This window comes from uncultured Microscilla sp., assembly GCF_947493425.1.
In the GTDB taxonomy this organism is placed as follows: domain Bacteria; phylum Bacteroidota; class Bacteroidia; order Cytophagales; family Microscillaceae; genus Microscilla.
In genome coordinates this window covers 35,192-51,784 of the sequence record NZ_CANLRP010000041.1, presented here as the reverse complement: position 1 = coordinate 51,784, position 16,593 = coordinate 35,192, and the positions used below count along the sequence as shown (strand labels likewise).

The following is a 16,593-nucleotide window of genomic DNA, read 5'->3' as shown; positions in this document are numbered from 1 at the left end:
AAGTTGTTTACCTACTTTATTTTTAAAAGGGTTTCAGTTTTAGGTCTACGCCGTGCAATTAAATAGTTTTTAAAATCGCGGAGTATTGATACTTCTATTCTATATTAAAAACATTTTACCTGAACCATCACTTATAATAATTTATGTATAACTTACTCAAAGTAAAAACGCTACTTGTTGGGCTTATGTGCCTGGCAATGGCTTGTAACTCTCAAAACAAGGTTAGTAACAGAACAACTATGACTCAAACAAACAACCAACCTACTCCTGACGGATTGGAAAAAGCTACACTGGGGGCAGGCTGCTTTTGGTGTGTAGAAGCTGTTTTTCAACGATTAAAAGGGGTAACTAAAGTAGAATCGGGCTATACAGGTGGTAACACCAAAAACCCTACTTACCGCGAAATTTGTACAGGTACAACTGGACATGCTGAAGTAGCTCAGGTTACGTTTGACCCAAAGATCATTAGCTTTGCTGAGCTATTAGAGGTATTCTGGCGCACCCATGATCCTACCACGCTCAATCGTCAGGGCAACGACGTGGGTACGCAATACCGTTCGGCTATTTTTTACCATAGCGAAGAGCAACGCAAAATAGCCGAAAAATCTAAAAAAGATGCGGATGCTGCAGGTATATGGGCCAATAAAATTGTCACTGAAATTACTCCTTTGGGGGTGTATTATCCGGCAGAAGATTCTCACCAAAACTATTACAATAATAACCGAAAACAAGGGTATTGTGTGTATGTGATTGACCCCAAGGTAGAAAAACTTAAAAAGAACTTTGCGGACAAACTGAAGTAAATCAATCATTGGCCTCGAACCAGGCTCAACAACTTACCCCAGAAAACACTTCTTAAAAATTAAGGAGTGTTTTCTATCTGGCATAATAAGCAGCAAGTAACACAAAAGCTGGTTTTCTCTCCCCTACCCTAAACTCTCACTAAATTTCTTTTTTTTCTCATTTCTGCTACCTTTGTAAGGACTTGTATGCATGATGGAATTTTTCAAAAAATTAATCATTTGGCAAAGAATGGTAAATATGAAAAATTCTATTTCGAATTGATTTCTCAACATCTTAAACACACATAAAAATATGTCCGCACAATATGATCTTATTGTAATAGGTAGTGGTCCGGGAGGCTATGTAGCTGCTATTCGTGCTTCTCAGCTAGGAATGAAAGTAGGCATAGTAGAAAAAGCCGAACTAGGGGGTATTTGTCTAAACTGGGGATGTATTCCTACCAAAGCTTTGCTCAAAAGTGCTCAGGTGTTTGACTACATTACACACGCTGAAGACTATGGTGTAAAAGTAAGTAAGGCTGAAACTGATTTTACCGGCATGGTGAAACGAAGCCGTGATGTAGCAGGAGGAATGAGCAAAGGAATTCAATTTTTGCTTAAAAAAAATAAAATCGATCATATTGCTGGCTTTGGAAAAGTACTGAAAGGCACCAAGGTTGAAGTAACCGATGACAAAGATGCCAAAACTGTATACTCACCCAAAAACATCATACTTGCCACGGGTGGTCGCGCCCGCGAGCTGCCTAACTTGCCTATAGATGGCAAAAAAATCATTGGTTATCGCCAGGCAATGGTGCTCGACAAACAGCCTAAGTCGATGGTGGTGGTAGGCTCTGGTGCTATAGGCATCGAATTCGCTTATTTTTATCATACCATTGGCACCGAAATCACTATTGTGGAGTACATGCCTAACATTGTGCCTAATGAGGATATAGACGTGTCGAAACAACTGGAACGCACTTATAAGAAAAAGGGCATGAAGGTGATGACCAACTCTGAGGTGACCTCGGTGGATACTAAAGGTAAAAAGTGCAAAGTACACGTAAAAACCAAAAAGGGCGAAGAAGTAATAGAGTGTGACGTAGTGTTATCGGCGGTAGGCGTAAGCACCAACATCGAAGGTATTGGTCTGGAAGATGTAGGCGTGGCAACTGACCGCGGACAAGTGGTGGTAGATGAGTTTTACCAAACCAATATTCCTAACATTTACGCCATTGGCGATATTGTAAAGGGACCTGCTTTAGCACACGTAGCTTCTGCCGAAGGTATTATTTGCGTAGAAAAAATGGCAGGGCACAACCCTGAGCCTTTAGATTATGACAATATTCCGGGTTGTACTTATTGTGCTCCTGAAATTGCCTCTGTAGGTTATACTGAGAAAAAAGCCAAAGAAGCAGGGTATGAGCTTAAAGTGGGTAAATTCCCATTCTCTGCCTCAGGTAAAGCCAAGGCTGGTGGAACTCCAGACGGATTTATCAAGGTGATTTATGATGCCAAATACGGCGAGTGGTTGGGTGCGCATATGATTGGCGCTAATGTAACCGAAATGATTGCCGAGGTAGTAGTAGCACGTAAGCTGGAAACTACTGGCCATGAAATTTTGAAGGCGGTACACCCCCACCCTACTATGTCAGAAGCCATCATGGAAGCTACAGCAGCTGCTTATGATGAGGTGATTCACTTGTAAGTTCCCCACAGGGGGCAAGCTTCAAGTCCTTGGATACCGATGCATATCGGTGCGACAAGTCGCAAGTCCTTAGATACCGATGAATATCGGTGCTACTCCCTGTTCCACGGGTAACTACACTTTTATATCACGTTGATTTTCAACTGTTTACAAAAAGCGTAGTTAAAAGCTTTCCATCGATAGTTGACGGCTGTTGCATAAGCTTCTAAAAATATCCTGAAAAGCCCTGACTTATCTTAACGATTTGGTCAGGGCTGTTTTATTTTGGGAATATTTAGTAAATCACTGGCTTTCGAATTAATAAGAACATTTATAAACACGAAGCGGTTTCTAACTATCAAAGTTGTAAGTATCTGAAAATAAACCCTTTACAAACTTGATGACTCTACCTAGACCTAGCCGCTAGTGGAGGTTATGCCGACATCCCGTTTATGGGGAACCTTGTTGGGGCTACTAATTAAAAGCTATTGACTATTTCACCACTTTTACCCGCTTCAATACCCAACTACTTACCAAGGGCAAAAACTCAGGCAACAATTTTTTAGGAAGTTGGGCATATTCGCCAGGCGAGCCTGTATTGGCTTTCTGAAACAAGTGATTGGCGTCTTTGAGCACTTTTACGGTTACATCTTTGTTTCCTGCTTTTTTCAGGGCTTTTTCTAAAGGTTTTCGGTTTTGTGAGGTCAGCACTTGTAAATCTTTTTCGCCAAAAATGGCAAGTACTGGACAAGTAATTTTCTCCATATTTGGGCGAGGGTCATAGCCGATAAAAAACTTATACCAAGGGTTTTGCACTCCTTTGAGCTGTTGTTTAATCACATATTCAGCATATACTTTAGGCTTGGTAATATGAGCGGTTTTTTCTTTGGGTAGCTTTTTTATTTCTTCTAACAAATAAGCCACATTTGCTTTGGTTACTTCTTCCCAACCTTTGCCTGTTTCTACTGCCTTAAACATCATCAACGAACGTTTTCTTTGCGCTTTGCACTCCTCGTCTGACTTACCCGCAGCTTTTAGCATAGCATCCGATTGTTCTAAAATCACTTCTCTGCCTGCCACTGTAGGTCCTGCCATCAATACCATAAAAGCAAGGCCAGGATGCTTGGCATAGACCAAATGCGACACAATGCCCCCTTCGCTGTGCCCCAATACACCTATTTGTTGGGGGTTGATGTCTTTTCTTTTTTCTAACAATTGAATGGCTGCTACCACATCTTCGGCAAAATCTTCGGTGGTTGACTGCATAAGTTTTCCTGTAGACTTGCCCACACCTCGATCGTCGTACCTTAGCACAGCGATGCCTTTGGCAGTAAGATCATCGGCGATTTGTTTAAATATTTTAAACCCCAAAATATCCGAATCGCGGTTTTGTGGTCCGCTACCCGTAATAAGCACTATTGCGGGATGTCTACCCTTGGCTTTGGGCAAAGTAAGGGTACCACTTAGGGTAACTTCACCATTCTTAAAAATGACTTCTTCCTCAATATGAGCTTTGTTTTGTGCCATTGCCTGGCCAATTGTTAAGGTAGCCATGAAGCAAGCAATGAATAATAATGTATGCAAATGATTCAATTTTTTCATGGGTAGTTTAATCAAGAGTTATACTGCAACTTAGTTAATAATAGGTGGAGGTTATGGTGTACACTAGTGTTCTTTGAGTTGTTTGTGTAAAATATAAGAGTACACGGTTGGTACCAATACCATGATTAAAATGCCTGTCATAAAAACCCACATTGGCGATTGTACACCATAGAGCATAACCAAAGATATAAGTGCTGTAACCACCCACACCTGTCCACCCAAACGGTGGGTTTTTACCCAAACATCCTCGTTTTCTATAGTCCAAGGGGTACGAATGCCCACAAAATAGTTGGGGCGAAGTTTACCCATAAAGTTGCCCAAGACTAAAAATAACAACAAAATAAGGGTGAGAATGGCTTTGAACAGGTGAAACTGAACACCTGCCGAATGGATAATGATAAGGCTGGTAATGGCCGCTATGAGCGTAGTACTTGAGAAGATCACCCAACGAAAAGCGGTTTTAAATTGCTCAAAATTTTTCTTAGGATCAATTTTAGGCAACAAAAAAAGCAAGCCATACGACACAATATTGATGCCCATAAACAGGGCAATGCTTACCTCTTTAGCCGCATAAGAGTCAGGTTTGCCGTGAATATTCCAATGTATTGGAATCTCTGCCGGGAGCTTGCTCCAAAGTAACGCCGCAATTGCTGCTGGTAAAGCAATGGTGAGCCCACCCCAAACCCACCAAATCAAGGTATGTTGTTTACTGTCCATCATATTTTTTAATATTAAAGTTTCAAAATTAATCACTCATTGCCTGGTCGCTCGAAGGAGCCTCACTGTCTTTGAGCCCCATTAGCCAGGTCACTATATCTTCAAGCACTGAAGTACTCAACGAATAATATACATATTGCCCTTTTTTGACCGACACCACCAACTCTGCCTGCTTGAGCAAGTCAAGATGATACGATACGCTAGGCTTGCGCATATCAAAATGGTCTGCAACTTCCCCTGCTGTCAGGTCACTGTCTTTGAGCAAATCCAGAATTTTACGCCGAGTAGGATCATCCAACGCCTTGAAAATTTTTTTCATGTATTATTCATTTTAATTCAATAGTTAGATAATTATCTAAATATATATTTCTATAACGAATTACACAAGTTTTGAGTGCAAAAATCTTCCTTTTTGAAATCTCCCCTCAATTTAAGTGACTGTTTATAAGTACTTTACAAAAAACAAGCTATTCTATTACTTATAATATGATGTTATATGATCATCATAAAAAAAAATAGTCCTAAGAAAAAGAGGAAAGATGCACAATTTTGGCGGCAGGGAATTATCACTAACCGAGGGAGGTGTTTTATAAAAGAACACCCTATTATTACACTTATTTATTAAATATCCGATGCCCAAGTCAATCCAGAAAACTGATTCGATCCAAGAAAACAGGACACAGCATACATTGCCCAAAAACAATGCTGGCACCAATAAACACAAGGCCAAGCAACACCCTATAACCGCCAAACAAACACCCATACAACGAAAGAAAAACCACGGAAGAGCTGCCAAAAAACAAAACTGGCAGCATGAGATTAATGAGGAAATAGACTTATACAATGAAGAGAGGTTTGACACAGGTCGAGAAGATTATCTACCAGATCATAGTGAACGCCCGAAAAAAAGGAAAAGAAGAAGGAAGAAAAAGAAAAAGTCAACTCCCCCACTCAAAAAAGCACAGTCACTTATTGCCAAAGATTTACCACCCAAGGTAAAGAAAGATACCCTGCCTTTGCCAGAGGTAAAAATCAACCCTGCACCTGAATCAGGAAGTCGTCGAGAAGAAGTAAGTCCAACTCAACTACCCGGAGGTGACATAGGCTACGAACGCTCGGCACGGGAGATAAATGATGGAGAAAAGATTTTTGAGCAAAACCGTAACTATGCCATCACAGCAATCAGTAGGCTTAATCAATACTTACATACTTTAGATGAAAGCATTCTTAAAACTCATAGCAGTGACCCTATCCTCGCTACACTAAAGATAGTAGCTAAAGAAGTGAAAACAGCCATTGAAAACATCAATCAGGATATATATCAGGCAGTACAAGATGTATCGTTGGCTTTATCATTTAACATTACAACTCCCTATGCACCAAAAAAACAAAAGGCAGTTACCCAAGCTATAGACCAACGTCTTGCCCGCCTCGCTACTCAGGCAAACAAGCTTAAAAGTACTTGGAATGGAACTATAGCCGCACTGGTGGCCGAAGCACAAGCCTTGAGGGTTTCTAAAGGGCAAATACATATTGGCGACAAAGCTGAAGCTAATAGTGATTCTGACCAAACACTCTATAATGTATACGCTCCTTACAGAGGACGGGAGTTTAGGGGATTAAGCCAAAAAAATCCTGAAAAGAAACCAGGTGGACAAAGCTCATTAAAAGCTACTTTACTGGAAAAAAGTATGTCGATCAATGCGGCCGCTCATCAACTATATAATTTGCTGATGGTGAATTTTTCCAAAGACCAAATTGGTTTTGTTCAAGCAATCAGGCTCATGTCGCGCCCTGACATACACAAAGTAGAAACCGCTTTTGTAAATGTGCCCGATAACACTAACCATAAAACTTTGCGTGAAGTACTCATCAAGCGCTATGGTACGCCCAACGTAGGCAACGATCGCAAAGATGGGCAACGCGCCAAATACTTGTTTGAACTACTCGACAATGGAGGGAAAGCCACCAATGCCACCCGTTTGGCAGTATCGCTGGGGCTAATGGAGCGGGGTACTTGGGCTAGGTTTGTGTCTAACGAAGAAGAGGTAGTAAGACTGGCTGAGTTATGCGACCCGCACGAGTTGGAAAAGCTCTGGAATATTTATGGAGCAGCTATGCAACGTAGCCTAAACACCTACAACTACCGCAGAATCAAAAACTTTGTAATTTCTAATACACACTATGCTGCGATCAAAACCACTGCTAAGGCAATAGGCAAAGAAAAAGACTCAGCCAAAAAAACAGCACTGGAAAATAAACTGGGCGAATGGCAGGCCAATATTTTGAGGGATAGAGATGGGGCATCGGCTTTCTTGGCACAAAAAGACCGACAATTGGCCGCTATTGTTAAAAACTTTAGTGTAGGCGCCAGCAAGTACGTTGGGAGGCTTGGGTTTTCATTACCCAAAACCAATGGCAAAGTAAAAGACCTTGCCAAAGCGGTAGAGGCCTGGCTAAAAACCATTGCCAAAGAAGAAAAAACTTATTTTAACAACCAACCTGTCATTCGTCGCTACATTTCGGGGCAAGCAGTAAAATTTAAACCAATAGGCAAATATAAAGACAAGAACCAAAGCAAAGATTTCGAAGAAATAAATATTACCCCTCCCAGCCCTACCCAATACCTTCAATCTATTGGCGAAGGTCAAGTATTGCTTGGCAAAGGTTTTTGGGGCAAACTGGGCGGCTCTGTTGCCGCCGTTTTTCAATACCCCACCGCACTTGCGACCAATATCTTGTCTTTGGGCAGGTATACCCTCTTTTTGTCTGACAATCAAAAACAACAGTACCGCGCCAATAAGATGGGCTGGAACTCAGGTGACCGAAAATTTTTGCGCTATATGGTAGAGGCTGGTACCGCCAACAACGACCGACAAGACGATCACCCAAGCGATGAAAGTAGGCACGCACCTGCACCTAACAGCTCAAAAAATCCTGAACGAAAGGCTTACCTGCCAGGCTTAGAAGAAGAACGGATAGAAGGACACCAAGCTTCAGATCTCAAGCAAATTGTACATACAGTCCGCCACATTATTCAAACCCGTGGGGCAGAGTTTGAACCTGAAATGTTGGCGGCACTGGTAAATATTGCCCGGCAAGCAGACATTACTGACCAAGGCGGAGGCTGGGATAATAAATGGAATCCACTCAACGCCAAAAGGTATAAAATCAACCGTCGGCAAGACTTGGTAAAATCGCTGATGAAGTTGCCCGACCGCTGGAAAATTCAGTTTTTGAATGCCTTTTTGCCCAAAGACCAGTCTATAGACAAAGCCACCGATGCCCAACAAGCCAACGACCGCACCGACTGGGCATTGGATTGGGTAAGGCGAGTGTTGATAGCTTTGCGAGTTGCACCTAAACAGATACACGAGGTAGTGGGCAGTCTAAAATACGGTGGTGATGTATCGCCTACTTATTTAGAATTGAGGCGCTATGCAGGCAAAGAAAGTTTTAGCTCGCACAAGGTGGTAGCCTTGGCTTTTCAGCTAAACGATAAAGAACTGAAGATTGCCCAAGCAGACAAGGAAATGCACATAGGGCTGGAGCGCCAGTTTGCCAAACACCTGAAAAGTTCTTTTTTGGGCATTTCGTGGAAACGAAAATTGGGTAATAAAAGCATTGTAGAGCGGTTTAATAGCCTGAAAGCTCATTTGCATATTCACCCTTTGCTCAACTGGAGCAATGATGGACAGAATATTAGTAAGGGGAGTTATAAAAAGCTGGAAAAGAAAACTTCACACACCCTCGATAAACGCATCAGAAAGGATATAAGTGACGGAGCATCAGACCTCAACCGTGAAGAAAACCGTTTGCCAGATAGTGATTACAAACGTTATCACCTCGACTATGTGGAGTCTAAGGATGTAAATGATGATATAGGCAAAGCACAAACAGAGCGACGTGACCAACAAAGCGACCTGGATAACCTGGGAGGGGTCAAAGAACTGTCTTATAAAGCGTACCGGGCAAAAGTTAAAACGTATGCCGCCCGGTTTGCCCAAATAATAAAAAATACCAACGACTATAACAAGGCATTACAAGCAGCGCTTGATATATGGCAAAAAGGTGATGAATTTGTGATGTCAAGGGCACACTTCAACGCAAACCTTACCAAATGGCGTAATCCTAACTTCAGGAAAGACGAACATTCTTACCCAACCTACGCCCGCTCGCTCCAGCAACGCAAAAATATTTTCTTTGTAGAGGTATACAGCAGTTTATTACACAGTGATTTTAAGGCTTACCGAAAGTTTGAAAAGTTAACTAAATTTAACTACCGCCGAGAAAGTTCCTCACGTAATGTGAACACTGTCACTAGTATGTATGGGCACGATTTTGATCTAATCAACGAAATTCTTAAAAGCAATTATCGCTGGTTTAGGCCTGCCTCAGGGCGAGATAAAAGTGGGGCAAGTGCCGCTTTCGCCAATCTCAACGGCAGGGTACTGCTGGAAGAATGGACTAATGTAAAAGCACACAGCGACAAAATTGATCGCCGGACAAAGTTGAAGGAAGATATAAAGGCTGAGAAACGACAAAAAAAGCCCAATGAAAACCGAATAAATACGCTGGAACAAGCATACAATGAATTGAACATTACCATTAGAAATGAGTGCGTACCTATGCCCCGCCAAGATCGGTTGAACCAGCTTAAGAATGCTTTTCCGAACGATGGAGCATACCTGGACATGGTGCGTAATCTACTATTGCACCTAAGCAATTCGGCAGAGTTTGATAAAAGTTTTTTTGATGCTTTGAAAGAAAAAGGCTACCAATCGGGCGACATGGTGACCTTGACTGAAGTGTATAAATACCTTGCTTCGCAAGAAAAAGAGAAATTTTTGACAGGGGGCTCTATGACTACCCAATGGAAAGCCCTCACAGTGAAAAGTACCGAACGTAAAGAAGGAGCCGCTCGTTTGGTAAGTGCCATGCGCGAGCTGGACAGTGCTCGTGATGAGGGCAAGGTGCACTCAACCATTGGCGAAAATAAGGGGTTCTTTTATGACACGTATTTCGACGATGTAGAAGAACGTCAGGAAGGCTATGAAAAACAAGCAGCCAAGTATCGAAAAAACATTGGCAAGATGCTTTGGATGTTATCTACAGCAGCTTTTGTACCTTTTGGCGCCGGGCTAGGCATAGGCAGTGCCTTAGCAGCTAAGCTGGTGGTTTCGGCATTTTTTATCGGGCAAGGAATGGCCATTACTTTGCTTAATTCGGCACTTGATCCTTATAAACACAGCATAGGGGGCGCTTTTGGTGAAACTGCCTGGGCGGGTGTCAAGGGAGCGCTTTTGTCGGGAATGCTCATGGGTGGTTTTGAACTCAAAGCCATTTTTGAAAACATGAGTTGGTTAGGCAGCGAGAGTATTGATGCACTGGAGTCGGCAAACGTGGACAATGACGCCTCTTTTTTTGACAGGTTTACTGGCAACCCTGAAAAACGAATGGAACTATTGGGCAAAAAAGCCGGGGAGTATGGCATGCGCAAAGTATACAAAGAGATTGGCAAAGAAATAATCAGAGGCATTGACAAAGGGGTAAGGGAAGGGCCTCAGGCTGGATTAGTAAATTTTAAAGATGTGTTCAACCGGGCATTCATTGTAGAGATGTTTTCTAAAGTAATGCTTAAAATATCATTGACTGATGGAGCTACAGGGGTCGCTCCTGCCTTGGATGAGTTATTTGGGGCTCCTGACAAACCCAAAGAAAAATACACTAACCAAGATTTTGCTGATGACTTTAGAGGAGGTGAGTTGCGTAGGAATGTGCGCCGTAAACTGTACGAACAATTGGGCTTTAAGCATTATACCGGTATGTTGGAGTATGCTATTTCTAACCAAAATCCTGCTTTTCGTCCATTTATTGTAAAATACGATGTAAGCCGAAAAATGCCCACTGCTCAAGAGTCGGTAGACTACTTAAAGCATAAGGAAGAGGCAGAAGAAGCATTGCTCAACCTAGAAATGAAAGTAAATAAGGCACAAAACCAACTCAGAAAGAAAAAAGAAGAAGATGTAGAAGACTACACCCCTGACTTTACTTTTTTGAATCGCCTTATATCCAACTTAGAGCAAAACGCCCCCAAAAAACTAGAGGCATTAAAGAACGCCATTAACACTACCTGTGCTCCGCAAATAGACTATATCATCAATATTTTATCGGGCTATCAAAATGAGGATACTACAACAGGGGTCAAAAAAATAAACTTGACTGATGAGAACGGCCAAGAGCAAACTTTACTCCATCGTCCAACTGGTTTGCCTGGAAAGCAACCAAAGAAAAAAGGCACAAAATCAAACCAGTCTGTACCAAAACCTAAAAAAGCTCCTTCAAAGAAAAAAACTGCCACTAAAAAGAAAAAGGCAGCTAAAACACTGTCGTGGTTTGAAACTAACTCAATAGTAACTAATGACACACCCAGCGAGCATTTACCCAGTCGTTTTAGGGTAACCAATGTATCAGGCAATAATAATAACTGTTTGGTATTTTCTATTGCTGCGGGTATAGGCAAAACACTCACCAAGCAAGAGGCTCTGCAGATAAGGCAGACTATAGGAGTGCACCATCAAGGTTTTTTGGAGAATAACTTCAATATTGTGGATAAGATATGTACTGCACTGGGGCAAAGCATAGAAATACGCTGGTGGCGACAATCCTCGGCAAATACCGTGACACCCGCTGGAATCAACTTTACTTATGGTACAGGACCAAACAGTGGTCGGGTAGTAAATGTAGTCGAAGTAGGTAATAATCACTTTCAGTTATTATCAGAGATCTAACAGTATATTCGTTCATTATCAATTTATTACGCATTAATGTTTTCTAAAAATTCTTCAAAAAACCTTACACTTCAGTTTGATCAAAAAATGCAATGGATGCTTGGCAACACCCCACTACAAAACAACACCAACATTGCCTTGTTAAAAAAATGGTGGCAATACCTGAATGTACCCCCTGCTTTATTTAGTGCAGCCATAACTCAGCAACGTAACTGTCTTACTTTCAGTACTCAGGGAAAAACAGTGGAGGTGTTAGAAAGTCACGCCAATTATTATCACCAAGAGCTAGGGATAGCAATGACTCACTTGCAACGACTAGAAACGCTGGGTGAACGCTGGCAACCCAACACACTGGGGAGTTGGATAGAGCTAAACACCCTGGGAGCAAATGCTGGGTGGTATGTTCCCGTAAATTTAACTGCAACCGAAATACTTGCCACATTTGATGAAGACAGCCTCAACCGACGATTGTTTTATAGGTGGACACAATACCACCCAGCGTTTAAGTGCACCCAATACGGAGAAGATTTTTCTGGAGCAGGTATTCAACAAATAGAACTCTTGTTTGACGTTACACAAACACTTACTACCCAGTATCACCACGCACTTGCTTTGGCAGACTTATATAAGGTTAACGCCTTTCCTACTTATCTACAAGAAATACTAGAGCATTACAATACTATCCAATTGGCTCTTTCGCTATGGCTCACCCCTCAGGGTGTGGTAAAGTTTGGCTTAAAAGTATACCAACCCTCAATAAAATTGATGATGGCGTTGACAATGCTTACTGGGTTAAGCAAAACCGATGAAACATCATTGGCTCTAATACATAGCTCTTTTGACAAAATTGCTTGGGTAGAGGTTCAACAAGTCACTGAAGGGCTGGTAACAACGCTAGAGTTTAGGTAAATTACTTTGATCAACAAGCCTTATAACTATGCATTATGTTAAGTTAAGTGGTTAAAAATGCCATCGTAATCATACTACTACCAGGCTTACTTACACAAAAAGTTGTAATATAAAGGTTCAAAATCGATAAAAACCATCGCCTGCGACCTAAGTTTATACAAGGTTTACTTCAAAAAACAAGGTGCTAACTCCTACACATTTTTACACTTGTGTAGTCTAGTGTGCACTTAGATGTATCCCACTTTACCCCCAAAAGATAAGTTCTGAAGAGGCAAAATACATTAGTGAACTTTTACAACACAAAAACAGGGGCTTATCTAGGTTTACAGATTACCAACACAATATAAGCCCAATAATTGGCTATTTACCTGAGAGATTGATGCTACACAGTTCCCCCCATATTATTCAAAAATTAGCTCCGCTTTTATAGTATTATTTTAACCAAAACCTACACAAAATTAACATTCAATTGTAACGTCTAAACAAAAAAAGTTCTAACATTTGTAAGTTTTTTACAAAAAGACACTTTTTTACCTTCTGACAACTCTCTTACTTTACATATTATTTCACGCCACAAAATTTTATAAAATATGGAATTAGCAAAATATACTTTTGCATTACCTAGCAATATACTGGGTGATGCCTTCTATTCTATTGCCTGTTGGCAAGTCCCACATCAACATTCTATTACTCAATTAAATATCTAGGCTCAGCAGCCCTTCTTTATATACTATACATCAATGAGAAAATACATAATCGCCTGCTTAATTTTAATCATAAGCGGGCTGCTGACCTCGTATGCTCAAGCACAAAATGTGAGCTGTACTGATATTAGTTTCGAGAGTGGAACTTTTGGTGCATGGACTGGCCAAACTGGAAGCATTGACGGTAGTGGAGTGATCACTTTGCCAAACACTGGTTTGGTAAATGGCCGCCATACTATCATGACTCCAGGAGTAGACCCTTTAGTGGGAATCCCGACTGTACCTGCGGGTGCAACGCACTCAGTAAGGTTAGGCAATGACGCCTCAAACAGAAAGGCTGAATCAATGGAAATTACTTTTACAGTAACTGCCGCTCAGTCAACTTTTCAATATCAATATGCCGTAGTACTGGAAGATCCCAACCACCAACCCCACCAACAACCAGGGCTGGAGTTTAACATGTTTGATGCTGCGGGGCAACCTATTCCGTGTAGCTCGGTTAAATTCGTGTCAGGGGGCAATATTCCAGGTTTTCAGTCTAAAGGGCGCATTCGCTACAAAGACTGGACAACCGTAGCGGTAGACCTGATGCCCTACATTGGACAAAAAATCACAATCAAGTTTACTACTAATGACTGTACGTTGGGTGGGCACTTTGGCTATTGCTACCTTACTACTGGATGTTCGCTTCAGTCGGTGTCAGTCAGTGGTTATTGTTTCAATGTCAATGGAGTCACGCTTTCGGCACCTATAGGCTATGACGAATATAACTGGTCGGATGGGCAAACCGGACAAAGCGTGTTTGTCACTAACCCTACCCCTGGTGATACTTACACCGTGACGCTTAAGTCTGTAAGTGGTTGCCAGACTCAAGCTTCAGTAGTGATTCCGCCCAAATCGCCCAAAGTACCCGAACCCATACCCGTGCCTGTGACACCTGCTTGTGGAGCAAACCTACAGCTAGAAGCCAGTGGCAGTGCCAATGGCAGGTATAAATGGTTTACATCTACCAATTCGGCAGATTCTATTCGCGGGGAAGTGACCAATATTTACAATCCTCCGTTTGCCACCAACAGTGTCACTTATTATGTAGCAGCAGTAGATGATTATGGGTGTGAAAGTGATAAAGTAGCCATGAGTACTGTAGTGTTGTCTACACCGTTACCACCCAAAATGATAGTAACTGATGTATGTGTGCAAGGTACTATTACTTTTACAGTAGACGAAACCAACGCCAATACTTACCACTGGTATAAGGATAGCATAGGGGGTACTGCCTTCCAAGCATCCACTAACAAGACTTTTACTACTGGGGTACTTAGCAAAGATACCACTTTTTATGTGTCGCAGGTAAGCGCGGTCAATGGTTGCGAAAGTGCCCGCACCAAAATTACTGGGCAAGTGCATCCCTTGCCAGTGATAAAAGTCATTGGTAATAAAGGCTGTATTGGCGAACAAATATTATTGAAGGTAAGCGGAGGAGTACAAGGCAAATATAAATGGTATACCTCCAAAAACCCCGTAGATATCATCGCTGGAGCTATTGATAGTACTTATCTTACACCACCTTTGGCTACCAACACCACCTTTTACATAACTGCCGAAAGTGTCGAAGGATGTACCAGCCTACTTGACTCAGTAGTAGCACAAGTGGAGGCACCTCCAGCCGCCCCAAAAGTACCAGGCATGAGCATTTGTAGTGGAGAAACCGCCACCGTCACCATCAACGAAACCAATACGAATACTTTTAACTGGTATACTATGGCAATGGGAGGCACTGCTTTTCAGTCTTCAGGGGCTAAAACGTTTACGAGTGGGATACTTACTGCTAACACCAAATATTATGTATCGCAAACCTCAGCCGCTGGCTGCGAAAGTAGCCGTACCGAGGTGCTCATAACAGTAAACCCTTTACCTCCGGCTCCCTTAGTTATTCCTGGCAAAGGCTGTGCAGGCTATAGCATATTATTACAAGCAAGTGGCAGTACTAGTGGCATTTACCGTTGGTATACCTCTACCAATACTGCTGACTCTATTTCTGGGGCAAACTCTACCACATTTAATACCCCTCCCATTGATCAAAACACGACATACTATGTGGCAGCTGTAAGCAATAGCGGTTGTGTGAGCTCAATGACTGCAGTAATAGCGGATGTAAAACCTACTCCGGGTGCTCCTGTAGTGAGTAGTAATCAAGAAGTATGTGGAAGTGGTAAAATCACCTTTACCATTAATGAAAACAATACTTATGAATACAGGTGGTATACTGACAGCACCAGTACTGCTCCCTTTAGGGCTGGCACAGAGAAAACTTATACTACTGACTTGCTGACAAGTACCACCAACTTTTATGTATCACAGGTAGGTGTTAACGGTTGTGAAAGTCCTCGCACTTTAGTCCAGGCAATCGTCAACCCACTGCCCCATGCTCCTCGCATAATTGCTAGTGAAGGATGTACAGGCTATAGTGTTACTTTACAAGTAAGTGGGGCAAATAATGGTGAATATCGCTGGTATAATGACTCGCTTAAAACATCACCCATTAATGGAGTAACAGATAGCCTATATCAAACTCCAGTATTGACCACATCTACTCAGTATTATGTAAATATAGTAGATGCAAAAGGCTGCGAATCACCACTTACTAAAGTGCCCGTTACAGTGCACGAATTGCCTGCTCCTATTACCAAACAAGATACTACGGTATGCCTGGAAGATATAGGTAGCTTGAAGCTAGATGGAGGCGAAAATCATCATTATACCTGGAACACAGGCGAAACCTCAAGATATGTGACCGTTACAAAAGAAGGACTGTATACAGTAACTACTCAAAATGTACACGGTTGTGAGCGTACGGATAGCATCAAGGTAACAGCACTTTGCGATCCTGTCGTGTATATCCCTGAGGCTTTTTCACCCAATGGTGATGGAAATAATGACTTTTTCAAAGTGTTTGGGCGCTACATTGAGCACATCGATATTATGATCTACAACCGTTGGGGTACTTTAATTTTTCACTCCAATAAGTTAGACAGTACCTGGAATGGTGCCGTAAAAGGGCAGGTTGCCAATGCAGGTGTATTTAGGTGTAAAGTAGTGTATCGGGGCATCAATGGTAAAAACAAAGAAAAACAAGCCATGGTCCATTTGGTAAAATAACACTTGCTAAGTACCAAGGCTTTCAAAATACATATACCAATCCACAAAGCAATAAATAAATTGTTATACAGGTGTATATTTATCATATCAACAAGTAAGTGATCAGACTGGATTGGTATTATTTAATACAAGCCTTTGTGCATAAAACAACACTCAATACTATACTATAAGTTACTTGTGGCTATCTCATAAGAAATTTTAGAAGGATATTATTCTAAATACTAACCATAACTGGAAGATTT

At 41.7% G+C, this 16,593-nt stretch carries 8 protein-coding genes; 5 read left to right on the top strand and 3 right to left on the bottom strand.

Translation table 11 applies throughout. The features are described 5' to 3' along the window. The first annotated feature begins 239 nt into the window (after positions 1–239). Both msrA and lpdA read left to right on the top strand, forming a co-directional pair. Positions 240–803, top strand: a complete 564-nt coding sequence (msrA, locus tag Q0954_RS13045; protein WP_299457490.1) for a peptide-methionine (S)-S-oxide reductase MsrA — start codon at positions 240–242, stop codon at positions 801–803. A 292-nt stretch (positions 804–1,095) separates the two neighbouring features. After that, positions 1,096–2,490: a dihydrolipoyl dehydrogenase gene (gene lpdA / locus Q0954_RS13040; RefSeq protein ID WP_299457489.1), complete on the top strand. Its 1,395-nt coding sequence runs from the start codon at positions 1,096–1,098 to the stop codon at positions 2,488–2,490. 471 nt (positions 2,491–2,961) lie between these two features. Here the strand turns inward: lpdA and Q0954_RS13035 are convergent, their stop codons facing one another. The 3 genes from Q0954_RS13035 to Q0954_RS13025 all read right to left on the bottom strand — a co-directional run bounded on the left by Q0954_RS13035 (position 2,962) and on the right by Q0954_RS13025 (position 5,107). Further along, positions 2,962–4,071, bottom strand: coding sequence for an alpha/beta fold hydrolase (locus Q0954_RS13035; protein WP_299457486.1), 1,110 nt, complete (start codon positions 4,069–4,071; stop codon positions 2,962–2,964). A gap of 63 nt (positions 4,072–4,134) precedes the next feature. Continuing rightward, entirely contained in the window at positions 4,135–4,791 is a 657-nt protein-coding gene (locus Q0954_RS13030) for an SdpI family protein (protein ID WP_299457484.1), read from the bottom strand. Between the two features lie 25 nt (positions 4,792–4,816). Then, positions 4,817–5,107 carry an autorepressor SdpR family transcription factor gene (locus tag Q0954_RS13025; RefSeq protein WP_299457481.1) on the bottom strand — a complete coding sequence of 97 codons (291 nt, stop codon included), beginning with the start codon at positions 5,105–5,107 and terminating at the stop codon, positions 4,817–4,819. Between the two features lie 313 nt (positions 5,108–5,420). On the opposite strand from Q0954_RS13025, the gene Q0954_RS13020 reads away from it, so the two are divergent. The 3 genes from Q0954_RS13020 to Q0954_RS13010 all read left to right on the top strand — a co-directional run bounded on the left by Q0954_RS13020 (position 5,421) and on the right by Q0954_RS13010 (position 16,351). Beyond that, positions 5,421–11,579, top strand: a complete 6,159-nt coding sequence (locus tag Q0954_RS13020) for a hypothetical protein (RefSeq protein WP_299457478.1) — start codon at positions 5,421–5,423, stop codon at positions 11,577–11,579. Positions 11,580–11,666: 87 nt separating this feature from the next. Next, positions 11,667–12,488 (top strand): hypothetical protein, encoded by an 822-nt coding sequence (locus tag Q0954_RS13015; protein ID WP_299457476.1) that lies wholly within the window; start codon positions 11,667–11,669, stop codon positions 12,486–12,488. A gap of 740 nt (positions 12,489–13,228) precedes the next feature. Further along, positions 13,229–16,351, top strand: coding sequence for a gliding motility-associated C-terminal domain-containing protein (locus tag Q0954_RS13010; RefSeq protein ID WP_299457473.1), 3,123 nt, complete (start codon positions 13,229–13,231; stop codon positions 16,349–16,351). Positions 16,352–16,593 lie beyond the last annotated feature (242 nt).

Excerpts from the sequence above, each read along its gene's own strand:
- Q0954_RS13020 (WP_299457478.1), top strand. The coding sequence starts at position 5,421 with ATGCCCAAGTCAATCCAGAAAACTGATTCGATCCAAGAAAACAGGACA.
- Q0954_RS13030 (WP_299457484.1), bottom strand. The coding sequence starts at position 4,791 with ATGATGGACAGTAAACAACATACCTTGATTTGGTGGGTTTGGGGTGGG.
- lpdA (WP_299457489.1), top strand. The coding sequence starts at position 1,096 with ATGTCCGCACAATATGATCTTATTGTAATAGGTAGTGGTCCGGGAGGC.
- msrA (WP_299457490.1), top strand. The coding sequence starts at position 240 with ATGACTCAAACAAACAACCAACCTACTCCTGACGGATTGGAAAAAGCT.
- Q0954_RS13035 (WP_299457486.1), bottom strand. The coding sequence starts at position 4,071 with ATGAAAAAATTGAATCATTTGCATACATTATTATTCATTGCTTGCTTC.
- Q0954_RS13015 (WP_299457476.1), top strand. The coding sequence starts at position 11,667 with ATGCAATGGATGCTTGGCAACACCCCACTACAAAACAACACCAACATT.
- Q0954_RS13025 (WP_299457481.1), bottom strand. The coding sequence starts at position 5,107 with ATGAAAAAAATTTTCAAGGCGTTGGATGATCCTACTCGGCGTAAAATT.
- Q0954_RS13010 (WP_299457473.1), top strand. The coding sequence starts at position 13,229 with ATGAGAAAATACATAATCGCCTGCTTAATTTTAATCATAAGCGGGCTG.